Below are 26104 nucleotides of genomic sequence, written 5' to 3'. Positions count from 1 at the left end.
GAAATGACCCCCCGGATCATTTCCAAGACGGATCTCACTCCCAACGAGAGGGCGCTTTGCACCCACCCAGGGTCAGGCGCTGCCCTTATCGTTAGTTGGATGAGCTTTTAAGCCGCACTCCCCGCTATCCTTGCCCCGTACCGCGACCAAGTCTTGCACCCCGGGCCAATCTTTGCCATTGCCTGCGGGTAACACGTATGGCTTGCCAAGGGATCCTTGACCGATGAAATTCACTCTTTCCTGGCTGAAAGATCACCTCGACACTGACGCATCAGTGGACGAAATCGCCGAGACTCTGACCGATCTGGGTCTGGAAGTCGAAGAGATCAGCAACCCAGGCGAACGGCTCAAGGATTTCACCCTGGGCTATGTCAAACACGCCGAGAAACATCCCGATGCTGACAAGCTGCGGGTCTGTAAGGTCGATACCGATGAGGGCGAGATGCAGATCATCTGTGGCGCGCCCAATGCCCGTGAAGGCATTACCGTGGTGGTCTGCAAGCCGGGCATGTATATTCCGGGTCTGGATATCACCATCGGCGTTGGTAAAATCCGTGGTGTCGAAAGCTATGGCATGATGGCGTCCGAGCGTGAGCTGGAGCTGTCGGAAGAGCACGACGGCATCATCGAGCTGCCCTCGGGCGAAGTGGGTGACAAGTTCATCGACTGGCTGGCCAAAAATGACCCCTCCAAGGTGGATACGGTGATCGAGATCGCGATTACGCCGAACCGCCCGGATGCGCTGGGCGTTTACGGTATCGCCCGTGATTTGGCCGCCCGTGGTTTGGGAAAGCTGAAGACACAGGATTTCACTCCGGTCGAGGGCAGCTTTGCCAGCCCGATCAATGTGGGAATCGACGAAGATACGCTGGACGGTTGTCCGCTGTTCACTGGTCGGTTGATCAAAGGTGTGCAGAATGGCCCCAGCCCGCAATGGCTGCAGGATCGTCTGACTGCAATTGGGTTGCGTCCGATTTCCAAGCTGGTGGATATCACCAACTTCTTTACCTACGACCAGAACCGTCCGCTGCATGTGTTTGACGCAGCCAAGGTGCAGGGTGACCTGCGGGTGCACCGCGCCAAGGGTGGCGAAGTGCTGATGGCGCTGGACGACAAGGAATACACGCTGGTCCCTGGTCAGATGGTGATTTCTGATGACAAAGGTCCCGAAAGCATCGCCGGTATCATGGGGGGCCTGGACACCGGCTGTACCGAGGACACCGTTGATGTGTTCCTGGAAAGCGCGTTCTGGGATCATATCCAGATTGCCCTAGCCGGGCGGGCGCTGAAGATCAACTCGGATGCGCGCTATCGGTTTGAGCGTGGCGTCGACCCTGAATTCACCCTCGAGGGGCTGGAACTGGCGACACAGATGATCCTGGATCTCTGCGGTGGTGAGGCTTCGGAGGTGGTGATTGCCGGGCAGGTGCCGAACCATGCTCGTGCCTATAAGCTGGACGCCGCACGGGTTCAGTCGCTGGTCGGGATGGATATCCCCGAGGCCGAGCAACGCCAGACATTGACCCATCTGGGCTTTCGCCTTGAAGGCAATCAGGCCCATGTCCCCAGCTGGCGTCCCGACGTTCAGGGAGAGGCGGATCTGGTCGAAGAAGTCGCCCGAATTGCCTCGCTGACCAAATTGCAGGGCAAGCCGTTGAAGCGGCTGACCGACGGTATTCCCAAGCCGGTGATGACGCCGCAGCAGCGTCGCCAGCAGATGGCGCGCCGGACCTGTGCTGCGCTGGGCTATAACGAGGTCGTTAGCTACACCTTTATTGACCAACCGTCGGCGGCGCTGTTTGGCGGTGGCACCGATGCCACCATGCTGGCCAATCCAATCTCATCCGAGATGTCGCACTTGCGCCCGGCGCTGCTGCCGGGTCTGTTGCAGGCGGCGGCGCGCAATCAGGCGCGTGGCTATATGGACCTGGCCTTGTTCGAGGTTGGTCCTGCGTTCCACGGCGGAGAGCCGGGTGAGCAGCACAATCTGATTACCGGTCTGCTGGTGGGGCGCAATGGTCCCAAGGACGTGCACGGCGCATCGCGGTCTGTGGATGTGTTCGACGCCAAAGCTGATATCGAGGCGGTGCTGGCTGCGATCGGCGCGCCTGCCAAGGTGCAGGTTCTGCGCGGCGCGCAGGGCTGGTGGCATCCGGGGCGTCACGGCAAGATCTGTCTGGGACCGAAAAAGGTCATGGGTGTCTTTGGCGAGTTGCATCCAAAAGTGCTGTCAGAGATGGGCATCAAGGGCGCTGCGATGGCGTTCTCCATCTGGCCCGACGAGATTCCGATGCCGCGCAAATCCGGTGCTTCACGTGGTGCGTTGAAGCAGAGCGACTTGCAGGCGGTCGAGCGTGACTTTGCCTTTGTGGTGGATGACAGCGTCGAAGCGCTGGCGCTGGTCAACGCGGCAAGCGGTGCTGACAAGGCGCTGATCGCGGATGTGCGCATCTTTGACGAATTCATTGGTGGTTCGCTGGGGGAGGGTAAGAAATCCCTGGCCATTACCGTGCGCCTGCAGCCGATGGATAAAACGCTGAAGGAAAAGGACATCGAGGCGGTCAGCGATAAGATCGTTGCCAAGGTGACCAAAGCTACCGGCGGCACGCTGCGCGGTTGATTGGCGACACAGTAATATTCTGAAAACGCGCTCCTGTTTGGGGCGCGTTTTTCTTTTGGTACGCTGAATCAAAGCCCCCAGACCCCGAACGACCAACCTGATTATCTACCAAATCCGGTATCTGTTACGTGACCGGACGTGGTGGACGAATTGTCCGGGCTGGTGGATACTGTGATCTGTTGCGTCACTTGATCCCACGTTGTTCAGGTGGCGCGCAGTTCACAGATTTCCGGCCGGGTGCCGACAGCAAGGATACGGTCCTGCGAGCAGCGGCCGACCAGCCTGATAAAATAAAGGGTTAAACAAATGACTTTGAAGGTTTATCTTTCGGGAGAGATCCACACCGACTGGCGCGAACAGATCACGCAGGGCGCTGCGTCTTTGGATGTGTCGTTCAACAGCCCGATAACCCATCACGAATCCAGTGACGATTGCGGCGTGCGCATTCTGGGCGCCGAGAGCGATAAATACTGGCATGACCACAAGGGCGCGATGGTGAATGCAATCCGCACCCGTAAGGGCATTACGGATGCAGATGTCGTGGTGGTGCGTTTTGGTGACAAGTATAAGCAGTGGAACGCCGCTTTTGATGCCGGCTTTGCGGCGGCGCTTGGCAAGTCGTTGATCGTGTTGCACGGCCCCGAGCATCAGCATCCGCTGAAAGAAGTCGATGCCGCCGCCTTGGCTGTGGCCGAGGAGCCGTCGCAGGTGGTTGAAATACTGCGTTATGTTCTGAACGGCGATCTGCCGGGATGATCCCTCCGGTTCTGAAAACAGACCGTTTGATCCTGCGCCCGCACCGGGTGCAGGATTTTGACGACGTGACCGCGATGTGGGCGGACCCTGAGGTGGTACGCCACATCTCGGGAACGCCATCGTCACGCTCTGATTCCTGGGGACGTTTGCTGCGTTATATTGGCCATTGGCAGGCTTTGGGATTTGGCTATTGGGTGGTCGAGTCGCGCGGGGATGGCCAGTTTCTGGGCGAGGTGGGATTTGCGGATTACCAACGTGATATCACGCCTAGCCTGGGTGGCGTGCCCGAGGCCGGTTGGGTATTGTCGTCCGCCGCACATGGGCAGGGATATGCCAGCGAGGCGGTGCAGCGCATGCACCAATGGGCAGATGAAGAGACAGACTGGCGTGAAACAGTTTGCATATTTGATCCAAAGCACACCGTTTCACAGCGTGTTGCCACCAAGGTAGGGTACAAAGTCAGCGGAGAGGCGTTGTTTATGGAGCAGCCAACGTTGGTAATGCGGCGTCCTGGGGGAATTGTTGATCCTGTTTTTACGCCGGGGGCAACCGTTCGTTAACTGGGATACGGATATTCTGAGCTCTGTACTAATATCTGTGCCACATCCAGTGACACAGGTTTCACCAAACACAGAGCCGTATTCATTATGCAAAACCGCCGCGCCCCAGTTTCTGCAATTACCCCAGCCAAAGAAGACACTGGTCTATACAAAAAAGGTGTTGTGCAGTTTGATATGGAACTGGTGCCACATAAAGCCCGTTCCAGTCGTGGTGATTTGGTGATTAAGGGTTTTTTCCAGAGTGAAACCCAAGTTGATGTCATTTTTGCGGGTCGCCGGGCGACGGAAACTGCGCCGCTTGAATTGTGTTTGGAGCGGGTCTTCTCGACGTCTGTCCGTATGGCGCGGAGAAATCAAACACAGATCAATATCGACAGCATCCGGTTTCCGGTCCGTGTTGAGGGATCGTGGCGACCACATTTCCTGCGCGATATGTCTGGTTGGGAAACCCGGAGCTACCAGTTTCTGGTGGCACAATGGTCCTTTACGGACGAGACCGGAACTCAGGTAGAGTTCGGCGAGCTTCCTGTCCAATAATACCAACAGTAGCGGAGCAATCGGGGCCGCTGAAATGGCCATAGCTTGATGCTCTACCTTTTTGCTGGTGGATTGCCCAAAAAGTATGGCGCCCCGCCAATGGCAGGGCACCGGATTTATTTCGAGAGGGTTGGTTATGCCTCGCGTTTGATTTCCACCTGGTGCGGATAGGGAATTGAAATGCCATTGGTGTCAAAGGCTTCTTTAACCGCTTGGGTCATAGCAAATTTCAGCTCCCAGTAATCCGCGGCGTTGCACCAGATCCGTGTTGTCAGATCGACCGAACTGTCGCCCAAGTTGGTCACCCGAACCCAAGGCTCGGGATCTTTCAAAACGCGGGTGTCGGCGTTGGCCAGTTGCAAAATGATGTCCTTGGCTTTGTTGGCATCATCCCCATAGTCGATACCAAATACCAGATCGACGCGGCGGGTCTCGTGGTGCGAGAAGTTGGTGATCACTGCGCCCCAGGCCTGACCGTTGGGCACGATGATCTGAACATTGTCGGGGGTGACAAGCTCGGTGATGAACAGGTTCAGATCTTTGACCGTGCCAGAGGTGCCGCCAATGTCAACGTATTGGCCCAGTTTGTAGGGGCGGAACAACACAAGCATAAATCCGGCAGCCAAATCGCTGAGCGTGCCCTGAAGTGCCAGACCAATGGCCAGCGTGGCGGCGCCCATCATGGCGACCAGGCTGGTGGCCTGGATCCCGAAGATGCCCAAAACCGCGACCAGAACAACAAGGATCAGGGCCCAGCGGATTATGCTGGCGACAAAATTCCCCAGTGTAGGATCAATTTCCGGGGTGGCATTGACGCGTTTGCGAATTGTCCGGCCGACCATGCCAGCAGCTATCCAACCAAGTACCAAAACCGCCAGGGCCTTGATGCCGTTCAGGGCCACTGGCCAATAGGCAAATCCCTGTTCAACAATTTGTTCCATCAAATTCTCTCCATTTTCCAATTTGAGGCGTTCTAACGCAAAAATGCCCGCAAAGTGCAGACTTTTCTTGGAAAAGATCAGTTTTTCTTACTTGCGCAAGGCGATCCGGACCCATCAATGACGCGGGCCCGGACCGGGTTCTTTTTACTGTTTGACCGCAACGCTGGGTGAAACAACGTCCATTCCCAAGGCCTTGCCCACAGCGTAATAGGTCAACTGGCCGGCGTGGACATTCAACCCGTTCAGCAGGTGCGGATCATCTATGCAGGCCTGACGCCAGCCCTTGCTGGCCAGCGCCAGCATGAAGGGCATCGTAGCATTGCCCAATGCGATGGTCGAGGTGCGGGCTACGGCGCCGGGCATGTTGGCGACACAGTAGTGCATGATGCCATCCACGTCGTAGATCGGATCACCATGGGTGGTGGCCTTCGATGTCTCAAAGCAGCCGCCCTGGTCAATGGCAACGTCAACGATGGCTGCACCGGGCTTCATCTCGGACAGTTGCGCGCGGGTGATCAGTTTTGGCGCGGCGGCGCCGGGGATCAGCACGGCCCCAATAACCAAGTCGGCCTGACGCACCAGATCCAGGGTGGCACCAGCGGTGGAATACTGGTTCTTAAAGTCACGACCGAACACATCGTCCAGATATTTCAGGCGGTTGAGCGAGCGATCCAGCACGGTCACATCCGCGCCCATGCCTGCCGCGACCTTGGCCGCATGAGTGCCGACAACGCCGCCGCCGATAACCACCACACGGGCCGGTGCAACGCCGGGTACGCCACCCATCAGGACACCGCGACCGCCGTTGGCCTTTTGCAACGTCCAGGCACCAACCTGCGGCGCCAAGCGGCCCGCAACTTCGGACATCGGCGACAGCAGCGGCAAGCCACCGCGATCATCGGTGACGGTTTCATATGCAATGGCGGTGCAGCCCGATTCCAGCAGATCGTGGGTCTGCTCGGGGTCCGGTGCCAGGTGCAGGTATGTGAACAGCAACTGGCCCTCGCGCAGCATCTTGCGTTCACCGGCCTGGGGTTCCTTGACCTTGACGATCATGTCGGCTGTGGCAAAGATTTCACTGGCGGTGGCAATGATATGCGCGCCGGCACTGGTGTAATCTTCGTCTGTAAACCCCGACCCCATGCCAGCCCCGTGCTGGATCAATACCTGATGGCCCTGATTGACAGCTTCGCGTGCGGCGTCTGGCGTCATGCCAACGCGGAATTCCTGTGGTTTAATCTCTGTGGGGCAGCCGATTTTCATAGTTTTTCCTCCAAAACTTTAAGGAGAGGATATAGGCGAAAAGCTGGTGTTTGCTTGTTTTTTGAGCAAAATAAAAACCTATGATTCGAAGAATCTTCGACTATAAGGCATAAACTCAGCAAGGATCTTCGTCAAAATGTCTCTAGATCAAATAGATCGTCGCATCCTTACGGTGTTGCAAAAACAGGGACGAATTTCCAATTCTGACCTTAGCGAATTGGTGAACCTGTCTGCTTCGGCCTGCCACCGTAGGGTGCAACGTCTAGAGAGCGACGGCTATATTCGCAACTACGTGGCCCTGTTGGATGCCCGCAAAATGCAGGTGCCAAGCACGGTGTTTGTCGAAATCACCCTGTCCGGGCAGGCAGATGAGGTGCTGGATGCGTTTGAAAAGGCAGTGGCGCGAATTCCGGATGTGCTGGAGTGTCATTTGATGGCCGGTACGGCGGATTACCTGCTGAAGGTGGTGTCAGAGAACACCGATGATTTCGCCCGTATTCACCGGCAGCATCTGGCGCGGTTGCCCGGTGTGGCGCAGATGCAAAGCTCGTTTGCATTGAGAACTGTTTTCAAGACGACCGCACTGCCAGTCTGACGGCGCAGTCTGGCGCGCGTTACGCAGTGTTGTGGGGCTATATCGCCCTGTAATCTGTTCAACATATATGCTCAGATGCCGCAAAAGAGCGGGGACCGGCATGGGTTGGGATTATATTATCGTAGGCGCAGGTAGCGCAGGCTGTGTCTTGGCCAAACGGCTGAGTGAGGCCGGGCACCGGGTGTTGTTGCTAGAGGCCGGTGGCAAGGATAATTACCACTGGGTGCATATCCCGATGGGCTATCTGTATTGCATCGGCAATCCGCGCACTGACTGGATGTATCACACGGCTGAGGAGCCGGGGCTGAACGGGCGGTCCTTGATCTATCCTCGGGGTAAGGTTTTGGGGGGCTGCTCGTCGATCAATGGGATGCTGTATCTGCGCGGGCAGGCCGCGGATTATGACGGTTGGCGTCAACGCGGCAATCCGGGCTGGGGCTGGGACGATGTGCTGCCTTATTTCAAGAAATCCGAAGATTACGTCGAAGGCCCATCTGAAATGCACGGGGCGGGCGGTGAATGGCGGGTCGAAAATCAGCGATTGCATTGGGACGTACTGGATCACTGGTCGCAGGCGGCGCAGGCCTGGGGCTTGCCGCATGTCACGGATTTCAACACCGGCAATAATGAGGGTGTCGGCTATTTCCGGGTCAATCAGCGCGGCGGCTGGCGTATGAACACGGCCAAGGCATTCCTGCGCACCACCACGGGAGAAAACTTGAAGGTTGAGACGCAGGCGCATACGCGGCGGGTTTTGATCGAAGACGGGTGCGCGGTTGGCGTCGAGTATGAACAGGGTGGCCAGGTTAAGGTCGCGCGCGCCAAAGGCGAAGTGATCCTGTCGGCAGGCGCAATCAACTCGCCACAGATTCTGCAACTGTCGGGGCTGGGACCTGCTGAACTGTTGCAACAGCACGGCATTGCAGTGCAGCGCGATATCCCGGCGATTGGCAGCAATCTGCAAGATCACCTGCAACTGCGTTGCGCCTGGCGGCTGACCGGGGCAAAAACATTGAATACGCTGGCGAATTCAATGTGGGGCAAGGCCAAAATTGGTCTGGAATATGCGGTGAAACGATCCGGGCCGATGTCGATGGCACCCAGTCAGCTGGGGGCGTTTTCCCGGTCGCGGCCTGGTCTGGAAACGCCCGACCTAGAGTATCACGTGCAGCCCCTGACGCTGGAGGCCTTTGGCAAGCCGCTGCATGATTTTCCGGGGCTGACCGCCAGTATCTGCAACTTGCGGCCTGAAAGCCGGGGAACGGTGCAGATCACCTCGCCCGACGCGGCGGTCGCGCCACGGATTGCACCCAATTATCTGTCCACCGAGGGTGACAAGCAGGTGGCGGTAGCGGCAATACGGCAGGCGCGCCAGATCATCAGGCAAGGTCCGATGCAGCGCTATGCGCCCGAAGAGATGAAGCCCGGTATCGTATCAGATGACGAAGCGGATCTGGTCAAGGCGGCAGGGGATGTTGGCACCACTATTTTCCACCCAACCTGCACGGTGCATATGGGACCGGACGACACGGCCCCACTTGATCCTGAGCTGCGGTTGCGTGGGGTGTCTGGTCTGCGGGTGGTCGATGCCAGCGTGATGCCGACAATCACCAGTGGCAACACCAATGCGCCCACGATCATGATTGCAGAAAAAGCGGCGGATATGATCCTGAGGGCCGCCCGCTAGCTGTTGGGCAGGGAAAGCTGCTGAGGAGAGGTGCGGTTATATGAAATCCCGAATCAATAGCAGCGAAAGGATGCTTTCGGGTTGAATCTTGGGCGTTTTCCGGTTTCCCTAGACGAATAACTTACAGCCGGTGCTGCCAGATATTAAGGCAGCTGACATTGCCCATAGGAGGCCTCTTGTGACCCGCGAAGATGACAGCACAACCATGGCCTGGCTGGAAGATGAACTGCAGGACATGCTGGACGAGGGGATAGAGGTCGAATCCGCTGAACCAATGCTGTCGATGGAGTTGCGCAAGATCTATCGCGCCCAACACCCCGAGATGCTGGACCGGCAGGTGTATTTTCGCAATCTGCTGCGGCTGCAGGCTGAATTGATCAAGCTTCAGGACTGGGTGGTCGAAACGGGCGCTAAAGTGCTGGTGATCATGGAAGGCCGGGACGCTGCGGGCAAGGGCGGTGTGATCAAGCGGATCACCCAACGGCTGAACCCTCGGGTGGCGCGGGTTGTGGCCTTGCCTGCCCCCAGCCGCCGGGAGCAAAGCCAGTGGTATTTTCAACGTTATGTGCCCTATCTGCCGTCAGGCGGTGAAATCGTGCTGTTTGACCGTTCGTGGTACAACAGGGCCGGTGTCGAGCGGGTGATGGAGTTTGCCGATGAGGATCAGGTTGAAACGTTCTTTAAGGATGTTCCTGAATTTGAACGGATGCTGGTACGGTCAAACACCATCGTGCTGAAATACTGGTTTTCGATCACCGACGAAGAACAGCAATTGCGGTTTATGATGCGGATCCATGATCCGATGAAGCAGTGGAAACTGTCACCGATGGATCTGGAGAGCCGGGTTCGCTGGGAGAAATATACCGAAGCCAAAGAGGATATGCTGGCACGGACCAACATTCCCGAAGCTCCGTGGTATGTTGTTGAAGGCAACGACAAAAAACGCGAGCGATTGAATTGTATCGAGCACCTTTTGTCGCAAATTCCTTACCTTGATGTCTCTACCGAGAGGGTCAGCCTGCCGGATCGGGAATATAATCCCGAGTATGAACGCCAGGTTCTGCCGGACGAGTTATATGTGCCGAAAGTCTATTGAAACGTCGCAAAGGTGCGTGGGGAACACAGCCTACACCGGTTAAAGCTGTGGTTTTGTCAGTGATGCCCCGGCGACGTGATCTACCGACATTGTAACGTGCGTTCTCTTGCCGTCAGGCGCTGGACCTCTTGGCGTTCTGACGTGGACAAGGGGATTTGACCGGCGGTTACTCCAATCCTGCAACCCTGGTTCGAGAAGGCCTGTCGCCCGCGTGGGCTTTGAAAACAATAGCCGTTGCGGGCGAAAATGGCATTTCTCTGCAGCCAGAGACTGTTACAGGTTTCCTGGGGTTGCGGGCTTCTGACACCAGTGAAGCGGATCCAGTTTGAGTGGGCCCATCCCTGTGCGCCTGTTTGAGTTCGGACATTGAACCAAACGCCGTCCTGTCCCAAGACCTTAAGACGCGTGCCCTCGGGCATTTTCATCAAGCGTGTTGCGGCGGCGGCGGTGCCGCTTCGCAGGGCCAGAAACCCGTCACCATTGGGGTCCAGTCCTGCAACCTGATGGGTGAAACCATCCGTTTCGACCGGTGGCAAGGGGGTTGGTATCGATTGCGGAATGTCCACGCGCGCGGCGCTGCCCGCGATATAGATCCGTTCTATGAGAGATGAGTTTTCCCAGGGAACCTGCGTGCCATTGGTCTGTTGAACAACGTCGCGCCGCACCTTTCGCATGACCTCGTGTAGGTCATCACTCTGTGCGGGTAAGTGTCTTAGGAGGGCCTTTGTAAAGGGGCTGTTCCGGCCACTGCCGTCCAGTGCGACATTGCCCGGCTGTGTTGAAAAGGCAATGAACGAGCCGACCCCAGCATCAATCTTTGCCAAGCCCCGCGCGACACTCCCGATTGCTCGGCCAGTATTTGGGAGGTCGAACGGATTGTTGCGGCAGGCATCCAGGATGACAATATTCCGGTCAGCCCTGCTTTCCATTTCAGCGAGTACCGTTTGAAGTTTAACCGACCGCTGCCGGATCGTGGCTTCGTCCGTCCCGTAGGCATCCACGGGGATCAGGAAATTCTCGGACCCCAGTTGGATTGCATGCCCGGCGAAATAGAAGAGTGCAACATCCTCTGGTTTCAGTGATTTTTGCACCTGCTGTACCAGCATCAGAATCTCGGCTCTGGTCAGGTCAGTTCCAGACGTCACGCGGAATCCCACGGACCGCAATGTTTGGGCAATGTCTTTTGCATCTTGAGCTGAATTCGGCAGATCGTTGATCTGTTCGTTGATATATTCGGAATTTCCAATGACGAGAGCGATGCGGTCGCCAGACAGCGCGGTACTGGCCCAGACCAGGCCCATGAGGATCAATAAGAGCCGGTGAAGCATTCTTCTTGTCTCCTTTTGTCGGTCGGGGCGGGAATTGGAAATCTTTATAGGTACCTGACACTATCATGCCCAAATCAAGTCGCTTTGCCAGATGAAAGCGTATGGGCCCATAGCCAGGTTCGTGGAGTCTAAGGTGCGACGCAGCAGCACATGAATTGAATGCATTGCGTTTCTACGGAATCGAAAAAGGTTCCCGAAGCGGTTGTTACCTTGATGAAAAAACCAAGAGGGGGGGGAGTAAACATAGGTTGTTTGTCCGCTTCGGGAAATGGGGTGACAAGCTAAAGGTGTCATCTACCCCAAGCAGTCGTAGGCGGGGGAGGCCATGCCCTGCTTATGCATCCACTATAGTAGAATTTCAGAAGATTGTACACAACCAATGCGTGTACTTACAAAAACCTGCCGATTGTCATTTGGGGCGCAAAGTATCATGCGGGCTGAACGTTAGAATGAAATATGCGCACTGGGGCCCGTTACTCAAAAAAGCCTTGAGAGGAAACGACAAACCCCCGCGGCCGGGGCCTCGGGGGTCGTTTAAACGTCTGCGTAGGTGACTGCCGGTTGCCCGGAAATGACCCACTAATAAGTGCAGTCCAAAGCTGGACGGGTTGCTTAGAGCATCCCTTCGCGCTGTGCTTTCTTACGTGCCAATTTACGGGCGCGGCGAATCGCTTCAGCTTTCTCGCGTGCGTGTTTCTCGGACGGTTTCTCGAAATGTTGCTTGAGCTTCATTTCACGAAATACGCCTTCACGCTGCAGCTTTTTCTTCAGGGCACGAAGCGCCTGATCGACATTGTTGTCGCGAACACTAACCTGCATGTGGTTTTCACCACCTTTCTAAGTTGAGTTGCAAGGATTTGCAGGAACGGGCGCTATAGCAAAGCGGGCTCAATTTGTCTAGTACTGGAGCCAGGCGTGGTGTGTGCAGCGCAAGCGGGGAGATGCAGGATGAAGACCGGGCACGAAGAGGCGCAGGACGCCACCAAGGGCGCACTGTTAGACGCCGCGTTGTTGCATGTGCCGTTTGACGGCTGGACCGAGGCAACATTTCGCGCGGCCTGTCAGGATGTGGCCGTAGATGTCGTTTTGGCGCAGGCGATCTGTCCGCGCGGCGCGGTGGATTTGGCCCTTGCCTATCATGCGCGGGGGGATGCACTGATGGTGCAACGTCTGCTGTCCGAGGATCTGACAGGGTTGCGGTTTCGCGACAAGATTGCCAGCGCCATCCGGTTCCGGCTGGAAGCAGTGGATGACAAAGAGGCCGTGCGGCGTGGCACCACAATGCTGACGCTGCCGCAATATGCCGGCGACGGCGCGCGGGCGATTTGGGGGACGGTTGACGCGATCTGGACGGCGCTGGGCGACGGGTCGGATGACATCAACTGGTACACCAAGCGGGCCTCGTTATCTGCGGTTTACACGGCAACAGTGCTGTATTGGCTGGGGGATGACAGCCCAGAGCACCAGTCCAGCTGGGACTTTTTGGACCGTCGCATCGACAATGTCATGCAGTTCGAAAAATTGAAGGCGCGGGTTCAGGCGAATCCGTTGTTAAAACCGTTTTTGGCCGGACCGAATTGGCTGGCCGATCAAGTCAAACCGCCTAAAGCCGCCGTAGATCTGCCGGGATCCTTGACCCCACGCCGTTAATCATGGGCTTATTCTAATTTAACTGACCGGAGCTCCCGCCCGTCGTCGGGCATCTCCATGCCCTTCTCCCGTTGGGCCGAGCGCCGCGCAGGCGCGGCGCGGTTGCGCATGGCCGTTGACCAAGCGATTTGTCGCTAGAGGATCAGCGTTTGCAGGTCCGCGCTGTGATGCTAGGCATAGGGCAAAGGAAAGGATCCCTGATGAGTGAAATGATGCGTGCTGTTGAGATATCCACCCCAGGTGGACCAGATGTTTTGCAGCTGACGGAGCGGCCAATTCCGGTGCCGGGCCATGGTCAGGTGGTGATCAAGGTGGCCTATGCGGGGGTCAACAGGCCGGATGCTTTGCAACGGGCAGGGGCCTATGCACCGCCACCTGGAGCCAGCGATCTGCCGGGGCTGGAGGCCTCGGGTGAAGTGGTGGCTGTTGGGGCGGGTGTGAGTGACCTTGTGCAGGGGGATCTGGTCTGTGGATTGCTGCCCGGCGGTGGCTATGCCGACTATGTGGCGACCCCGGCGGCGCATTGTCTGCCTATTCCCAAAGGGATGGATCTGAAGCAGGCGGCCTGCCTGCCTGAAACGTTCTTTACCGTTTGGTCGAATGTGTTCGGTCGCGGTGGGTTGCAGGCTGGCGAGCGGTTTCTTGTGCATGGGGGATCCAGTGGCATTGGCACGACTGCAATTCAGTTGGCCAGTGTGCTGGGCGCGCGGGTTTTTGCCACAGCGGGATCGGATGAGAAGTGTCAGGCCTGTCTGGACCTGGGAGCGGAGCGGGTGATCAACTACCGGGACGAGGACTTTGTCGATGTCTTGCGCGGGCAGGGGGGCGCGAACCTGATCCTTGATATGGTGGGTGGTGATTATATTCCCCGTAATATCAAATCGCTGGCAGATGACGGCCGCCTGGTGCAGATCGCCTTTCTGTCCGGACCCAAGGTCGAGTTGAACTTTGCTCAGATCATGATGCGGCGGCTGACAGTGACCGGTTCGACGTTGCGGCCACAAAGTGATTTGGCCAAGGCCCGCATCGCGGACGAGCTGTTTGAAGTGGTTTGGCCGCTGCTCGAGTCGGGGCAGGTGGCGCCGGTGATGGATAGCGAGTTTGCGCTGGCGGATGCCGCGGCGGCCCATGCCCGCATGGAAAGCTCAGGCCATATCGGCAAGATTGTGCTGAAGGTGGCGGGCTAAAGAAAACAGACGGCTATGGCCACCGTGATGGGGCCATAGCTGGTGTTTCCGGCAGGTTATTCAACCGCGCGGCGGTACAGGTGCCAGGTGGCATGGCCAAAAATGGGCACCACCACGACCAAACCCAACAGGAACGGAATTGAGGCGATGAACAGGCTGGCGCCGATCAATCCGCCCCAGACCAATGCGACAACCGGACTGGCACGCAGCACGCGAACCGAAGTGATGACCGCGACCGGTAGGCCAACGTTGCGATCCAGAAGCAGTGGGAAAGACACAATGCTGATGGCCAGTGCCGCCAGTGCAAAGAGAGCCCCGAGGCCAGTGCCTACAATGATCATGCTCCATCCCGCAGGTGTTGTGAATGTGTCCATGACAAACACAGTAAGAGAGGTCGGGGCTTCGGGGCCGAGGGTCCAGGCGTAGACAGCGTTGGCGCAGATCAACCAGGCAAAGAACAGCGCAGCAAGGTAGACACCAAGCATCAGCATGGCGCCAAAGGACGGTGCGCGGATTACTTCAAGGGCATCTCCCCATTTTGGATCATGTCCAGCTTCGCGTTGGCGGGACATTTCATATAGGCCAACAGCGGCAAGCGGGCCGATCAGGGCAAAGCCCATAATGACCGGCACCAGTAAGGGCAGCAGGTTCATCGAAAATCCCATGACCACCATCATGATCCCGATCAATGGATAGAACAGCACCAGAAACATCGCGTCGCTGCGGCAGCTGGTAAAATCCTCGGCGCCAGCCTTAAGTGCATATTTCAAATCCGACAGTTCCAGCCGTCGCACCTTTGGCAGGTCACGGGCCATGTCGCTGCCCATTTGGTCGACCGAGGCTGAGATGTGGTAGCTGGTCGTTTCAGCGTGCTGAAACAGCCAGCTGAGCGGGTTGCCAATTGATTTAGCCATAAGCGGGCTCCTTTCACTATCCATGGCAGCGGTGCCGTCGGGCAGTTTCAGGGTCGTCACTGGGCGCGGCACTTGAGTTGACAATAGCGCAAAGGGTGCAGCTTTCCTTTGAAGTGCCGTGAACGTGACATATCAATTTCTGCAATGTGCGCGCATACACTGGCCCTAGATGACCCTGCGCAACGCCTTCGGTCACCGCACCGGCGTGAAGCGGGCGTTGTTCAAACTGCAGTCGCGGATGACATCGCGGCCGCAGGGCACTGGGGTCAGGTCGCGTGACAGGCAGATCCTGGCCTCTTGAATATATCCGTCACGGCAGGTCACGGTCAGCATGTCTTTCTCCAGATCTGGGTTGGCTTTCAAAAAGGCCTCTTCGATCAATGAGGCAGGCAGGGTGACGTCTTTGTCCAGTTTCCGAAAAATGGCAGGGCGTTCCACCATGTTGTAGGCCACGCGCATCAGGTCATAGTAGCTTTGCGCCTGCAGGCCCGCACAGGTGCCGTGTTTTTTCCACTGGTGCCAGGCCAGACCGGGGCTGCCCATGATGTCGGTCATCTCGGCGCTCATCCGGCGGGTGGGGGGCGCGACTGAGGTGCGGCAGTAGGTTGGCCAGCCGCGGTGGAATTGGGGCCATAGCCCGTGCAGGGTCCAGCCGTAGTCGTGGCGTGCGTCGCATTGATCAGAATCGCGCGCGTCCCCTTCGAGCGCGCACCAGTTGGGGGACCAGCTGAGCGCCAGGACGTAATAGTCGAACACTCCGGCTTTTTCACCTTCGGCGCTGGCGGCCCCAATTCCCATGGCCCAAAGGGCAAATCCAACCGTCAAAATCATGCTGCGCATTCGGCTCTTCCCAAATTGAAATATCGCGACTATATAGAGTTCAAATTCCCCGACAATGGAAACCAGACCCCTAAGGCGGGGCAGCCTATTTCAGGCGGCGGGGAAGATGTGTTGTAAATGGAGATGAGCACATGGCAAAACCGTTGATGGCCAAAGCAACCGCTGTGTGGCTGGTGGACAATACCACCATCAGCTTTAAACAGATTGCGGACTTTGTTGATCTGCACGAGCTGGAAGTACAGGGCATCGCTGATGGCGACGTGGCCCAGGGCGTCAAGGGGTTTGACCCGGTCGCCAACAATCAGCTGTCTCAGGAAGAGATCACCGCAGCTGAGGCAAGCCCGTTGCACAAGCTGAAGTTAAAGTTCTATGCCGCCGCTGCGGGTGAAGAAAAGCGCCGTGGCCCACGCTATACGCCGCTGTCCAAGCGTCAGGACCGTCCGGCATCGATCTATTGGTTGGTCAAGTTCCACCCCGAATTGGCAGACAGCCAGATTTCGAAATTGGTGGGTACAACCAAGCCGACAATCCAGGCGATCCGCGAGCGGACACACTGGAACATCGCCAACATTCAGCCGATCGATCCGGTTGCGCTGGGCCTGTGTAAACAGTCCGAGCTGGACCAGGCCGTGCAAAAAGCGGCTGCCAAGAAAGCTGCTGAAGGTGGCGTGATGAGCGATGACGAACGTCGCAAGCTGGTCAGCACCGAACAGTCGCTGGAGATGGACACCGAGCCGAAGATCCCAAGCGGCATGGAGGGTCTGGAGACCTTTACGCTGGGTGGTGGTCATGATGAAGAGCCGAGCAGAGAGGCGCCGGTTGATGCCGACAGCTTCTTCAACCTGCCAGCTGGTGGTGGCGACGAAGATGAAGACGAGGATGACAACAGCGACGATCCGCGCGGTTGATCCCTTCTCAAAAAGTACAAAAAACCCGGCCAAGTGCCGGGTTTTTCATTTTCTGCTGACTATAGTTGCAAGCAATCTGTGCGGCTTTTGTTTGGCTCAAATCTCTTTGCGGGCGCGCAGCGCGGCGGTGATGGTGCCGTCATCCAGATAATCCAGCTCGCCGCCGATTGGCACACCCTGTGCCAGCGTGGTCAGTTTGACCTGATCCTGTAGCAAATCGGCGATGTAATGCGAGGTGGTCTGGCCGTCGATGGTGACATTCAACGCCAAAATGACCTCGTTAACGGCCTCGGCTGTGACCCGGTCGACCAGACGCGGGATGCGCAGCTCGTCGGGGCCAATGGCATCAAGCGCGGACAGGGTGCCGCCCAGCACGTGGTAACGACCTTTGAATACAGCGGCGCGTTCCATCGCCCACAGATCACCGACATCTTCGACCACGCAGAGTTCGCCATTGGCGCGGGACTCGTCCTGACAGATATCGCAGATTTCAGAGGTGCCGACATTGCCGCAGTTCAGACATTCGCGGGCACTGATTGCGACCTGGCTCATCGAATCGGCCAGCGGCGTCAGCAGTAATGCGCGCTTGCGGATCAGGTGTAGCACCGCACGCCGGGCTGAGCGCGGGCCAAGGCCGGGCAGTTTGGCCATCAGGTCAATCAGGATTTCGATGTCGTCGGTAGAATTGCTCATTCCAGCTTCACTTCGTCAGGGGCATCCGGAACTTCACCGGGCAGAGGGATGCGAGTGACGGTATAACCCGCCTGGCGCAGGAGTTCGATCATGCCCTGTTCACCCGGCAAATGGAATGAGCCAATGGCCATGAACACGCCGCCCTCTTGCAACACGGGTTGGGCGGTCTGCAGGAAGGTCTTGTTGCGTTGGGTCAGTAAGTAATCATCGGCTCTTTGCAAATGCAGATCAGCCAGTTCTTCGCCATAGATCCGGGTCAGGGTGGACCTCTCCCATTGACGCTCTAGCGCCAAATCACCCTGCAGATACAGCGCAAAGCTTGTCGCCCGGGAGGCGGCGGTTGTCAGCGGGTCTAGATAGGCGCCGTAGACTGCCAGAATGGACAGGGTCGTGTCTTGATTTTGCGGCTCAGTCAGAAAATCTGTCAGCGCATTTGGAGGCTCGAGACCCAGAATGCGGGCGCCACCAATCATGCCAAAGGTTTGGATCAGGCTATCCTGATCAGGAACCACGCCGGCAGCAAAATCGTCACAGGGGTCAGACAACAAGTTTTCGACGATGACCGGTAACGTCAGATAATCAGCGGCCTCGCGCCCCCAGCCCAATCCATCAAGCCGGGTGCGAATCCAATCGATAATCAGCGGGTCCAGTCCCGAGTTATCAAAACTGTAGGTACTGTTATTTGGGCGGAACAGGTCTTTTTCCTGATGATCCCGAACCGATTGGCGAGACGCGAACACAGGGTCGAATTCCAGCGCTACGATCCGGGCGCCCGCGATCCGCTGTTGCAGAATTAGTGGGAGATCCAGCACCAGCGGATCATTTGAATGCATTGTGCCCCACAGATGTGAGACCGCACCTTCTGGTGATTGAATCCGCCAAAATCTGCCGTTTGGATTGGGCATTTTGACGGCCTCAGCCCGAAGGCTGGCAAGTAACGCATCAGGCAGGACCTGCGGGTCAATCGTGGCCGAGGTAACCGTGCAGGCCTCGCGTGTCGCCCAAGCCTGGGCCTGCACTGCGGCGGGCACCAGGAGTGACAGGGCGAACACTAGGGGTTTCAAAACGTACATACCCTTAGAACGGCAGCTTGACGTCCTTGGGCAGGCCCATGCTTTCGGTCAGGCGCGCCATTTCTTCCTGTGCCTTATCGGCTGCTTTGGTCTGGGCGTCCTTGACGGCTGCCAGGATCAGGTCCTCGACCACTTCTTTGTCGTCACCGTTGAAGATCGACGGATCGATATCCAGCGCCTTCAACTCGCCTTTGGCGCTGGCGGTTGCTTTCACCAGGCCAGCACCAGACTCGCCGGTGACCATGACATTGTGCAAGTCGTCCTGCATCTGGGTCATTTTGGTTTGCAGGTCCTGTGCCGATTTCATCATCTTGGCCATATCGCCAAGACCGCCGAGGCCTTTGAGCATTGGATCTCTCCTATAGGATGGTTTTGCCTGCTAAATACGGTCGCGGTGCCAACCATACAAGGGGAAAGGGGGGCTCAATCGGCCATGGATCGCTGAGCTGCACGGATATGGAACCGGCGTCGGTAGGTGCCGGGACTTAGTCCTGTGCGGGATTTGAACACTCGGGAAAACGCCGAAAGATCCTGATACCCGACACTCCAGGCGATTTCGCTGACGCTATCGCCGCCACGTTCCAGGGCTGCCCGTGCTTTTTCGATTCGCAGGGCCTGCAAATAGGTGGCGGGGGGATAGCCGGTGGCCGATTGAAAGCGACGTATGAAGGTGCGCAGGGACATGGCCGCGAGCTTTGCCAACTGCTCGGCCTGCATTTGGTCCTGAACCTGTTGTTCCATATGGCGCTGCACTGTCAGGATCTGCACGTCGCCATGGCTGCGGTTGGGACGAAAGCTGGAGTAATGCCGCTGTTCGCGCCCGGCGGGGTCGATCAGCAGATGCCGGGCCAGCCGAGAGACGGCATCACCGCCGTACCAGCGCCCGGTCAAATGCAGCCCCAGATCCAGCCAGGCCATCAATCCCCCGGCGGTGATGACGTCGTGGTCATCGATCAGAATATGTTCGGGCCGCAGATCAACCTTGGGAAAGGCTGCCCGAAAAGGCTCTTCGAGGGCCCAATGGGTGGTGGCTGGGCGCCCGGTCAGCAGGTCGGCATGGCCCAACCAAAAGGCCCCGGCACAAACAGAACAGGCCAATGCACCGGCGTGATGTTGGGTGACGGCCCAGTCCAGCAGCTGCGGAGCCTCGGTGCCCAGGCTGCCATCAATCGAAGGCGGAAAGACAAAGGCGTCGCAGGGGCGGGTGTCTGGGGCGGTTGGGCTGATAATGCGTATGTCGGGGCCAGACCCCTGGTCTTGTAATCTGGGCAGCAGGGCGAACATATCCGCCAACCCCCACAGGGCCGAACGCTGGACGCCGGGATAATCAATAAGGGCAATAGTGGGTTTTGGCGTGATCTGCATATATATTGTCATATGCGCCAATCGCCTATTGGGTCAAGCCGCGCCAGAAACGGGCATGTATCAACATTTAGGAGACTACGATGCCCAAGACAGCCCTGATCCTGGTGGATATCCAGAACGATTATTTCGACGGCGGTGATTGGCCGTTACACCAGATGGAACGCGTTTCAACCAACGCCGCTGACCTGCTGACTGATGCCCGTGAAAAGGGCCTCGTTGTGGTTCATATCCGGCACGAAAACGCCTCATCTGAGGCGCCGTTTTTCCGACCCGGAACGGCAGGTGCTGAGATCCATGTTTCGGTGGCACCAAAGGCTGGCGAGCCGGTGTTGACCAAGGCACGTGCCAACAGTTTTCACGACACCGGGTTGTTGGACATTCTGCGAGAGGCCAAGATAGAGGCGGTCACCATCTGCGGCGCGATGAGCCAGATGTGCATCGATGCCACGGCGCGGGCTGCGGCAGATTTCGGGTTTCAAGTCACCGTGGTCGAGGACGCCTGTGGGGCCAAAGAAATGGGTTTTGATGGCGTCGAGTTGAACGCTGTGCAGGTGCACGCTGCCTTTATGGCTCCGCTGGCAATGGGTTATGCAAAGGTGGTGAAAACGGATGATGTCGTCACCTGACACCTCTCCAGGTGGGGCGGCTGCACGTCAGCCGTCCTCGAAGGGGTCCCATTCATCCTCGACCTCAGGCAATGCATCAGCGGCTATCTCAGCCTGCAGTTCCTCAGCAGTTCGGATGCGGGTGATCTTAGCCTTAGGGAATTTTTCCAAAACGGCCTGCACCAAAGGGTGTGCTGTTGCCTTGGCGCGCAGGGCGTTTTCGGCGGCGTCGTTCTTTTCCGCGATGGTCTGCGCGTCTCCATCCGAGACAATTGTCACCGTCCAGCGACTGCCCGTCCAGTTCTGCAACCCGGTCCCCAGCCGTGCGGCTAGATTGGCAGGGGCACTCTCTGATGGGGTGAACTCGATCCGGCCCGGCTGATAGGATACCAGTCGCACGCCGGTTTCCACCTCGACCAGCAGTTTTACGTCGCGCTGGGTGCGGATTAATTCGACCACATGTTCAAAGCTGGGATACCGGGCCAGCGCCGAATCGGCTTGGGTGGCGAGGGCCAGCGTTGTGCCGTTGCCCCCAGACGCAACCGGGCTGCCGGCGCCAGACTGCGCGTTGGTATAGGTGCTGCCGGTGGGGGCGCCGCCACCGAGTGCCATGCCGCCACTGGGACCAGATGGCGGGGTTGCCGGGGGCGGGGTTGGCATGTCCTGCAACTTGCGGATCAGCTCTTCGGGGCTGGGCAGGTCGGCGACATGGGTTAGCCGGATCACCGCCATTTCAGCCGCCATCATGGCATTTGGTGCAGCCGAGACTTCTTCCAGTGCTTTCAAAAGCATCTGCCACATCCGGGTCAGCACCCGCATCGGCAGGGCTTGGGCCATCTGACTGCCCCGCGCACGTTCGTCGGGCGAAATGGTGGGGTCTTCGGCGGCATCCGGAGTGATTTTTACAACTGACACCCAATGGGTGATCTCGGCCAGATCCCGCAGCACGGCCAGCGGATCTGCACCTTCGGCGTATTGCGCACTCAACTCGGTCAGTGCAGCGGCAGCATCGCCGCGCAGGATCATGTCAATCAGGTCCAGCACCCGCCCACGATCGGCCAGTCCCAGCATGGCGCGCACCTGATCGGCGCTGGTTTCACCGGCGCCGTGGGAAATCGCCTGATCCAGCAGTGAGGTCGCATCGCGGGCCGAGCCTTCGGCGGCGCGGGTGATCAGCGCCAGCGCATCATCAGATATCTGCGCGCCCTCGGCGCTAGCAATCTTGCTGATCAGTGCAATCATCACCTCGGGTTCGATCCGGCGCAGGTCAAACCGCTGACAGCGTGACAGGACCGTCACCGGCACCTTGCGGATCTCGGTGGTGGCAAAGATGAATTTCACATGCGCTGGCGGTTCCTCCAGTGTCTTCAACAGCGCGTTGAACGCACTGGTCGACAGCATGTGGACCTCATCGATGATATAAATCTTATAGCGGGCTGAAGCGGCGCGATAGGCCACGGAATCGATGATCTCGCGGATGTCACCGACGCCTGTCCGGCTGGCCGCATCCATCTCCATCACATCGACATGGCGGCCTTCCATGATGGCAACGCAGTGTTCACATTCACCGCAAGGCTCGGTCGTCGGGGTGCCGGTGCCATCCGGGCCGATGCAGTTCATCCCCTTGGCGATGACCCGCGCGGTGGTGGTTTTACCAGTGCCGCGAATGCCGGTCATGATAAAGGCCTGGGCAATGCGATCTGCCGCAAAGGCGTTCTTCAGTGTTCGCACCATGGCGTCCTGGCCGACCAGATCGGCAAAGGTTTCGGGGCGATATTTGCGGGCCAGAACCTGGTATGGGTTGGATCCGGTTTCGGTGCCTGCGTCGGTGGGTGTGTCGCTCATGTGTACTCGTGCCGGATTCGGGGACATTCTGGTTTTGCGCAGGGTATTCAAGCTGACCCGTTTCGTCCACTGCTGTTGCCAAGGTGTAGCGACTTGGTTGTCGTGTTTAGGCGACACTGGCGTCATTTTTCCATGGGCGCAGGCCGGGAATGATAGTGCAGCCTCATAAATTATTTTTACGCAAGCCTCTCTCGACGCTACAGTCGGGCGAACTGGTTTTAAAAATGGGTACGGCAAGGGCAACAGCACAGACCAGTAGGGAGAGATGATGCAATCTGAATCGGTTGGGCAAAAAGAGGGTGCGTTGGTGATCCACGCACTGTCGGTGGCGGATGGCATTTTGGCACTCTGCCCACTTCCAGGGGCAGGTGGCAATTATCGCGGTGACCTGGATCATATCCATGATTGGCAGCCGGGTCTGGTTATTTCGATGACCACAGAGGCCGAGCAGGTGGCTGTTGGCGGGGCAACGCTGGGCACGGATATTCAAAGTCTGGCCAGTCGCTGGGTTCATCTGCCTGTGCCCGACTTCAGCCCACCACCGCCCGAAGTTTTGGCAAAATGGCCACCGGTTAGCCATATGGCCCGCAAAGCTTTGGTGGGGGGCGGACGGGTGTTGGTGCATTGTCGTGGTGGCTGTGGTCGTTCGGGCATGGTGGTGTTGAGGCTGATGATCGAATGCGGCGAAAAGCCAGCGGTGGCCCTGGCACGGCTGCGCGCAGTTCGACCCTGTGCAGTCGAGACACCAGAGCAGATGCAATGGGCCTATGGCCCGCGCCGTCAGGCGCATAATTAACCAGTGCCGTCAGGTACACGATTAACCCGCGCCGTCAGGTGCCCGAGGGAGCGTTGAGGTCGCCACAGGATCTGTCTGACTTTGTAGGTTTGTAGTGCAGCAGGGCGGGCAGGGCGCGGATCACATCCGAATCACGTCGCACCCGCGCCAGTTGCCAACTGCCTTGCAGCAGGATGTAGAAATTCTGTGCAGCCAGCGCGGATTTGTCTTTGGCCATCCCGAGACGCTGTGCATGATCGTCCACTTCGGTAATCCAACCCTCAAAAAGATGTGCAGCGTGACGGTGGAATTCAGCGTTGTCCGGGCCTTCGAACAGGGTGGAGGAGATCGGGCAGCCGCACCATTTTCCGGTGATCTCAAACAGGTCAGCCAGTTTGTGGCACAGGGTGGTGGCGCCTTCGGTGAAATTCTCCGAAGGTTCGAACGAGGCAGCAATCAACAGCAGGATCTGGTCCGATGCCCAGGTCGCGGAGGCCATCGCCAAGTCGGATTTTCCATTGGGAAAGTGATGATACATCGATCCTTTGGGGGCCTGCGCCTTGGTCAGGATCTCGGCCAGGCCAACCCCATGATACCCGTGATTGCCAAACAGATGCGCGGCTGCGCGGATCAAACGATCCTTGGTTGGTCGTGGTTTGGGGGTCTTGGAGGGGGATGTTGCGTCAGTCATTTAGGCAGCTTGACATACCTAGACCAATTGGTCCAGATATGTCGTGTGGACCGATTGGTCTAGGAGGATTTTGCATGCTAGATTTCGAAAATTTCGACCCAGATGCCTTTGTTAGGGTCGATAAAGTACAGTTTGACGCTGCAGGAGTGGCGTTGACTGGGCATCTCTACCGTCCCAAAGGCACTCCACGTGCGGTGGTGGTCCTGAATGGTGCAACTGCGGTGCCGCAAAGCTTTTACCGCCATTTTGCCCGTTGGCTGGCAGCCGAGCGCGGCATGGCCTGTTTGACCTATGATTACAGCGATTTTGGTGCCTCAGCGCAGCGGCCGTTGCGCCAATCCGACGCCACTATGGCGCGCTGGACAATGGTGGAACAGCCCGCCGCGCGCGATGAAATGCGGCGACATTATCCTGAAGCTCCTTTGTGGGTGATTGGACACTCGCTTGGGGCGATGCTGATGCCACTACAGGACGGGATTGAGGATATTTCCCGAATGATCGTGGTGGCAGGCGGGCTGGTGCATCACAACGATCACCCATGGCCATACCGTGCTTTGGCTTTAGGCTTTTGGTTCGGACATGTACCATTGGCGGTCAAGCTGATGGGGTATTTGCCCGGACGTGCACTGGGATTTGGGGCCGACTTGCCGGCCGGCGTTTACTGGCAATGGCGCAAGTGGTGCACCACGCCGGGGAGCTATCTGCCTGAGGTTGGGGCTGGCTTGCCGTTGCCGGACTGGCAGAGTTGGGATGTGCCGGTGGATTTGTTTGGGATGAGTGACGACGAAATGATTCCCCCTGCCTGCGTCTGGCGCCTTGGAGAGGTCTATGGCGATGTGGAACAAACCAGAACTGAACTGACGCCGCAGGATTATGGATTGAAGAAAATTGGCCACATGGGGGCTTTTGCACGCAGCAATGCCGCCCTGTGGCCGACACTGGTGCCCGAGGATGTCCAGGGCACCAGCCTTTGTATGGCTTCCGTGGCCTAACCGAGTGGCAGCTTAGTAACCTTTGCGTCCCTTATGGTCGCGCTTCATCGACTTGATCATTTTGCCGAACCCCTTGTCGCGTCGGCGTGACTGCACAAGGGTTTCGGTGTTTCGCTCTTCATCGCGGTGTAGTTTCTGCCAACGTTCGACACGGGCGAGTTCAAGCGTACCCTCCTTTACGGCAGCCGTGACCGCGCAGCCCGGCTCGCCACTGTGGGAGCAGTCGTTGAACCGGCAACCTTGGGCGATTTCCATCAAGTCAGAGAAGACTTCCTCGACGCCTTCGTCGGCATCCTTGATGCGCAGGGCGCGCATGCCGGGGGTGTCGATGAGCCAGCCACCGTTGACCATGCGGCGCAGGTAGCGCGCGGTGGTGGTGTGACGGCCCTTAGAGTCGTCTTCACGAATGTCGCGCACAGCGTCCTTGCTGCCAGTCAATCCATTGGTCAGGGTTGTTTTGCCAACGCCGGATGATCCCACCAAAGTTGCCGTTTGACTGGGTTTGACCCAGGCCAATAGCTGGGTGACGTCGTCTGGGTTCTTGGCATCCAAAGTCAGCACGGTCAGCGAAGCCGCCAAAGATTCTGCCTGCTTGCGATACACGCTGGCATCCTCGCAGACATCGGCCTTGGTTAGCACCACCACCGGATAACAACCTGACTGGTGCGCCAGTGCCAGATAGCGCTCCAGTCGGGCCAGATTGAAATCGGCGTTGCATGAGGTGGTGATGAACAACACATCGACATTCGCCGCGATCAGTTGTTCGCGGGCGTCAGTTCCGGCGGCGCGGCGGCTTAGTTCGGTCTGGCGCTCCAGACGCTCGCAGACTTGGTCTGCGGCGTTGGCCAGGACCCAGTCACCAACGGCAAATTCGCCGGTCAACCGATCCGGCAGCAGTTGGATTTCACCGTCGGGTGACAGGCCGGTTAGCTTGTCCCGGTGCACGGCTGAAATGCGATAGGGCGTAAGATCGGCATCAGCGTCTTGTTGAGATTGAAAAAAGTTAGACCATCCAAGGTCTGAATAGGTAAGCGTCATGGCTCTGCCTGTAATTGAACGTACAAAGGCCTATGCGATGGCAGGCGCGCATCACAACAGGAGGGGTGTTCAGGCAGGGAGTTGGCCGTGGGCCAGATCAGGAGAGCGCTGCCTGAAGGGTCGGTACTGCTACAATCATCAGGCC

Annotated in this window: 26 protein-coding genes; 13 read left to right on the top strand and 13 right to left on the bottom strand. The window is 57.9% G+C overall.

All coding sequences use genetic code 11. The annotated features are described in order from the left end of the window. Window positions 1-223 precede the first annotated feature (223 nt). From pheT to EBB79_RS18080, 4 genes are all read left to right on the top strand, one after another. Window positions 224-2620, top strand: a complete 2397-nt coding sequence (pheT, locus tag EBB79_RS18095; protein ID WP_127750227.1) for a phenylalanine--tRNA ligase subunit beta — start codon at window positions 224-226, stop codon at window positions 2618-2620. Between the two features lie 306 nt (window positions 2621-2926). Continuing rightward, window positions 2927-3376 carry a YtoQ family protein gene (locus EBB79_RS18090; RefSeq protein WP_127750226.1) on the top strand — a complete coding sequence of 150 codons (450 nt, stop codon included), beginning with the start codon at window positions 2927-2929 and terminating at the stop codon, window positions 3374-3376. Further along, window positions 3373-3936, top strand: a complete 564-nt coding sequence (locus EBB79_RS18085; RefSeq protein ID WP_127750225.1) for a GNAT family N-acetyltransferase — start codon at window positions 3373-3375, stop codon at window positions 3934-3936. The genes EBB79_RS18090 and EBB79_RS18085 overlap by 4 nt, the downstream gene beginning before the upstream one ends. Before the next feature lie 87 nt (window positions 3937-4023). Beyond that, window positions 4024-4473: a hypothetical protein gene (locus EBB79_RS18080; RefSeq protein ID WP_127750224.1), complete on the top strand. Its 450-nt coding sequence runs from the start codon at window positions 4024-4026 to the stop codon at window positions 4471-4473. Window positions 4474-4607: 134 nt separating this feature from the next. Here the strand turns inward: EBB79_RS18080 and EBB79_RS18075 are convergent, their stop codons facing one another. Together EBB79_RS18075 and ald are read right to left on the bottom strand one after the other, a co-directional pair. Continuing rightward, window positions 4608-5414 carry a mechanosensitive ion channel family protein gene (locus EBB79_RS18075; protein ID WP_127750223.1) on the bottom strand — a complete coding sequence of 269 codons (807 nt, stop codon included), beginning with the start codon at window positions 5412-5414 and terminating at the stop codon, window positions 4608-4610. A 144-nt stretch (window positions 5415-5558) separates the two neighbouring features. Then, entirely contained in the window at window positions 5559-6677 is a 1119-nt protein-coding gene (ald, locus tag EBB79_RS18070; protein WP_127750222.1) for an alanine dehydrogenase, read from the bottom strand. Window positions 6678-6813: 136 nt separating this feature from the next. On the opposite strand from ald, the gene EBB79_RS18065 reads away from it, so the two are divergent. The 3 genes from EBB79_RS18065 (at window position 6814) to ppk2 (ending at window position 10055) form a co-directional block, all read left to right on the top strand. Continuing rightward, the gene (locus EBB79_RS18065) at window positions 6814-7272 is read left to right on the top strand and encodes an Lrp/AsnC family transcriptional regulator (RefSeq protein WP_127750221.1); all 459 of its coding nucleotides are present in this window, start codon (window positions 6814-6816) and stop codon (window positions 7270-7272) included. A 100-nt stretch (window positions 7273-7372) separates the two neighbouring features. After that, window positions 7373-8959: a GMC family oxidoreductase gene (locus EBB79_RS18060; RefSeq protein ID WP_127750220.1), complete on the top strand. Its 1587-nt coding sequence runs from the start codon at window positions 7373-7375 to the stop codon at window positions 8957-8959. Window positions 8960-9164: 205 nt separating this feature from the next. Next, window positions 9165-10055, top strand: coding sequence for a polyphosphate kinase 2 (gene ppk2 / locus EBB79_RS18055; RefSeq protein WP_127751056.1), 891 nt, complete (start codon window positions 9165-9167; stop codon window positions 10053-10055). Window positions 10056-10135: 80 nt separating this feature from the next. Here ppk2 and EBB79_RS18050 read toward each other — a convergent pair whose 3' ends face one another. Together EBB79_RS18050 and rpsU are read right to left on the bottom strand one after the other, a co-directional pair. Continuing rightward, window positions 10136-11383, bottom strand: a complete 1248-nt coding sequence (locus EBB79_RS18050; protein ID WP_127750219.1) for a caspase family protein — start codon at window positions 11381-11383, stop codon at window positions 10136-10138. A 612-nt stretch (window positions 11384-11995) separates the two neighbouring features. Further along, window positions 11996-12202: a 30S ribosomal protein S21 gene (gene rpsU, locus EBB79_RS18045; protein WP_127750218.1), complete on the bottom strand. Its 207-nt coding sequence runs from the start codon at window positions 12200-12202 to the stop codon at window positions 11996-11998. Between the two features lie 129 nt (window positions 12203-12331). On the opposite strand from rpsU, the gene EBB79_RS18040 reads away from it, so the two are divergent. Together EBB79_RS18040 and EBB79_RS18035 are read left to right on the top strand one after the other, a co-directional pair. Continuing rightward, window positions 12332-13033 (top strand): COQ9 family protein, encoded by a 702-nt coding sequence (locus EBB79_RS18040; RefSeq protein ID WP_127750217.1) that lies wholly within the window; start codon window positions 12332-12334, stop codon window positions 13031-13033. Between the two features lie 200 nt (window positions 13034-13233). Continuing rightward, entirely contained in the window at window positions 13234-14220 is a 987-nt protein-coding gene (locus EBB79_RS18035) for an NAD(P)H-quinone oxidoreductase (RefSeq protein WP_127750216.1), read from the top strand. A 56-nt stretch (window positions 14221-14276) separates the two neighbouring features. Here the strand turns inward: EBB79_RS18035 and EBB79_RS18030 are convergent, their stop codons facing one another. Both EBB79_RS18030 and EBB79_RS18025 read right to left on the bottom strand, forming a co-directional pair. Further along, entirely contained in the window at window positions 14277-15134 is an 858-nt protein-coding gene (locus EBB79_RS18030; RefSeq protein ID WP_127750215.1) for a DUF2189 domain-containing protein, read from the bottom strand. 192 nt (window positions 15135-15326) lie between these two features. Continuing rightward, complete coding sequence (locus tag EBB79_RS18025; protein ID WP_127750214.1) at window positions 15327-15974, bottom strand: ribonuclease T2 family protein; 648 nt, start codon at window positions 15972-15974, stop codon at window positions 15327-15329. Between the two features lie 131 nt (window positions 15975-16105). Between EBB79_RS18025 and EBB79_RS18020 the strand changes: the two genes are divergently transcribed. Continuing rightward, complete coding sequence (locus EBB79_RS18020) at window positions 16106-16882, top strand: DUF1013 domain-containing protein (protein ID WP_127750213.1); 777 nt, start codon at window positions 16106-16108, stop codon at window positions 16880-16882. Between the two features lie 96 nt (window positions 16883-16978). Here EBB79_RS18020 and recR read toward each other — a convergent pair whose 3' ends face one another. From recR to EBB79_RS18000, 4 genes are all read right to left on the bottom strand, one after another. Then, a complete protein-coding gene (recR, locus tag EBB79_RS18015) occupies window positions 16979-17575 on the bottom strand; it encodes a recombination mediator RecR (protein ID WP_127750212.1) in 597 nt (198 codons plus the stop codon). Further along, window positions 17572-18639 carry a TraB/GumN family protein gene (locus EBB79_RS18010; RefSeq protein WP_164860844.1) on the bottom strand — a complete coding sequence of 356 codons (1068 nt, stop codon included), beginning with the start codon at window positions 18637-18639 and terminating at the stop codon, window positions 17572-17574. The genes recR and EBB79_RS18010 overlap by 4 nt, the downstream gene beginning before the upstream one ends. Before the next feature lie 13 nt (window positions 18640-18652). Beyond that, window positions 18653-18997: a YbaB/EbfC family nucleoid-associated protein gene (locus EBB79_RS18005; RefSeq protein ID WP_127750210.1), complete on the bottom strand. Its 345-nt coding sequence runs from the start codon at window positions 18995-18997 to the stop codon at window positions 18653-18655. A gap of 74 nt (window positions 18998-19071) precedes the next feature. Next, entirely contained in the window at window positions 19072-20025 is a 954-nt protein-coding gene (locus tag EBB79_RS18000) for a GlxA family transcriptional regulator (protein ID WP_127750209.1), read from the bottom strand. A 68-nt stretch (window positions 20026-20093) separates the two neighbouring features. On the opposite strand from EBB79_RS18000, the gene EBB79_RS17995 reads away from it, so the two are divergent. After that, window positions 20094-20639 carry a cysteine hydrolase family protein gene (locus tag EBB79_RS17995; protein ID WP_127750208.1) on the top strand — a complete coding sequence of 182 codons (546 nt, stop codon included), beginning with the start codon at window positions 20094-20096 and terminating at the stop codon, window positions 20637-20639. A gap of 27 nt (window positions 20640-20666) precedes the next feature. Here EBB79_RS17995 and EBB79_RS17990 read toward each other — a convergent pair whose 3' ends face one another. After that, on the bottom strand, window positions 20667-22463 hold the full coding sequence (locus EBB79_RS17990; RefSeq protein ID WP_127750207.1) for a DNA polymerase III subunit gamma/tau: 1797 nt from the start codon (window positions 22461-22463) through the stop codon (window positions 20667-20669). A gap of 268 nt (window positions 22464-22731) precedes the next feature. Between EBB79_RS17990 and EBB79_RS17985 the strand changes: the two genes are divergently transcribed. After that, window positions 22732-23259, top strand: a complete 528-nt coding sequence (locus EBB79_RS17985) for a protein-tyrosine phosphatase family protein (protein WP_238704944.1) — start codon at window positions 22732-22734, stop codon at window positions 23257-23259. Between the two features lie 34 nt (window positions 23260-23293). Here the strand turns inward: EBB79_RS17985 and EBB79_RS17980 are convergent, their stop codons facing one another. Continuing rightward, on the bottom strand, window positions 23294-23929 hold the full coding sequence (locus tag EBB79_RS17980) for a TetR/AcrR family transcriptional regulator (protein WP_127750205.1): 636 nt from the start codon (window positions 23927-23929) through the stop codon (window positions 23294-23296). 74 nt (window positions 23930-24003) lie between these two features. Here EBB79_RS17980 and EBB79_RS17975 point away from each other — a divergent pair, with 74 nt between their 5' ends. Beyond that, window positions 24004-24921 (top strand): alpha/beta hydrolase family protein, encoded by a 918-nt coding sequence (locus tag EBB79_RS17975; RefSeq protein ID WP_127750204.1) that lies wholly within the window; start codon window positions 24004-24006, stop codon window positions 24919-24921. A gap of 12 nt (window positions 24922-24933) precedes the next feature. On the opposite strand, the gene rsgA is transcribed toward EBB79_RS17975, so the two are convergent. Then, window positions 24934-25959 (bottom strand): ribosome small subunit-dependent GTPase A, encoded by a 1026-nt coding sequence (gene rsgA, locus EBB79_RS17970; RefSeq protein ID WP_127750203.1) that lies wholly within the window; start codon window positions 25957-25959, stop codon window positions 24934-24936. Window positions 25960-26104: the final 145 nt, after the last annotated feature.

The organism is Parasedimentitalea marina, assembly GCF_004006175.1.
Lineage (GTDB): Bacteria > Pseudomonadota > Alphaproteobacteria > Rhodobacterales > Rhodobacteraceae > Parasedimentitalea > Parasedimentitalea marina.
The sequence above is the reverse complement of the archived record's forward strand: the minus strand, read 5'-3'. Positions and strand labels throughout refer to the sequence as shown.

Bases quoted from the DNA above. Each gene is read 5' to 3' on its own strand.
- EBB79_RS18050 (WP_127750219.1), bottom strand. From the start codon at position 11,383: ATGCTTCACCGGCTCTTATTGATCCTCATGGGCCTGGTCTGGGCCAGT.
- EBB79_RS18030 (WP_127750215.1), bottom strand. From the start codon at position 15,134: ATGGCTAAATCAATTGGCAACCCGCTCAGCTGGCTGTTTCAGCACGCT.
- EBB79_RS18020 (WP_127750213.1), top strand. From the start codon at position 16,106: ATGGCAAAACCGTTGATGGCCAAAGCAACCGCTGTGTGGCTGGTGGAC.
- EBB79_RS17985 (WP_238704944.1), top strand. From the start codon at position 22,732: ATGCAATCTGAATCGGTTGGGCAAAAAGAGGGTGCGTTGGTGATCCAC.
- EBB79_RS18080 (WP_127750224.1), top strand. From the start codon at position 4,024: ATGCAAAACCGCCGCGCCCCAGTTTCTGCAATTACCCCAGCCAAAGAA.
- ald (WP_127750222.1), bottom strand. From the start codon at position 6,677: ATGAAAATCGGCTGCCCCACAGAGATTAAACCACAGGAATTCCGCGTT.
- EBB79_RS18035 (WP_127750216.1), top strand. From the start codon at position 13,234: ATGAGTGAAATGATGCGTGCTGTTGAGATATCCACCCCAGGTGGACCA.
- EBB79_RS18090 (WP_127750226.1), top strand. From the start codon at position 2,927: ATGACTTTGAAGGTTTATCTTTCGGGAGAGATCCACACCGACTGGCGC.
- EBB79_RS17975 (WP_127750204.1), top strand. From the start codon at position 24,004: ATGCTAGATTTCGAAAATTTCGACCCAGATGCCTTTGTTAGGGTCGAT.
- pheT (WP_127750227.1), top strand. From the start codon at position 224: ATGAAATTCACTCTTTCCTGGCTGAAAGATCACCTCGACACTGACGCA.
- EBB79_RS18075 (WP_127750223.1), bottom strand. From the start codon at position 5,414: ATGGAACAAATTGTTGAACAGGGATTTGCCTATTGGCCAGTGGCCCTG.
- rpsU (WP_127750218.1), bottom strand. From the start codon at position 12,202: ATGCAGGTTAGTGTTCGCGACAACAATGTCGATCAGGCGCTTCGTGCC.
- EBB79_RS18005 (WP_127750210.1), bottom strand. From the start codon at position 18,997: ATGCTCAAAGGCCTCGGCGGTCTTGGCGATATGGCCAAGATGATGAAA.
- EBB79_RS18065 (WP_127750221.1), top strand. From the start codon at position 6,814: ATGTCTCTAGATCAAATAGATCGTCGCATCCTTACGGTGTTGCAAAAA.
- recR (WP_127750212.1), bottom strand. From the start codon at position 17,575: ATGAGCAATTCTACCGACGACATCGAAATCCTGATTGACCTGATGGCC.
- EBB79_RS17990 (WP_127750207.1), bottom strand. From the start codon at position 22,463: ATGAGCGACACACCCACCGACGCAGGCACCGAAACCGGATCCAACCCA.
- EBB79_RS18000 (WP_127750209.1), bottom strand. From the start codon at position 20,025: ATGACAATATATATGCAGATCACGCCAAAACCCACTATTGCCCTTATT.
- EBB79_RS17995 (WP_127750208.1), top strand. From the start codon at position 20,094: ATGCCCAAGACAGCCCTGATCCTGGTGGATATCCAGAACGATTATTTC.
- EBB79_RS17980 (WP_127750205.1), bottom strand. From the start codon at position 23,929: ATGACTGACGCAACATCCCCCTCCAAGACCCCCAAACCACGACCAACC.
- rsgA (WP_127750203.1), bottom strand. From the start codon at position 25,959: ATGACGCTTACCTATTCAGACCTTGGATGGTCTAACTTTTTTCAATCT.
- ppk2 (WP_127751056.1), top strand. From the start codon at position 9,165: ATGGCCTGGCTGGAAGATGAACTGCAGGACATGCTGGACGAGGGGATA.
- EBB79_RS18085 (WP_127750225.1), top strand. From the start codon at position 3,373: ATGATCCCTCCGGTTCTGAAAACAGACCGTTTGATCCTGCGCCCGCAC.
- EBB79_RS18060 (WP_127750220.1), top strand. From the start codon at position 7,373: ATGGGTTGGGATTATATTATCGTAGGCGCAGGTAGCGCAGGCTGTGTC.
- EBB79_RS18025 (WP_127750214.1), bottom strand. From the start codon at position 15,974: ATGCGCAGCATGATTTTGACGGTTGGATTTGCCCTTTGGGCCATGGGA.
- EBB79_RS18040 (WP_127750217.1), top strand. From the start codon at position 12,332: ATGAAGACCGGGCACGAAGAGGCGCAGGACGCCACCAAGGGCGCACTG.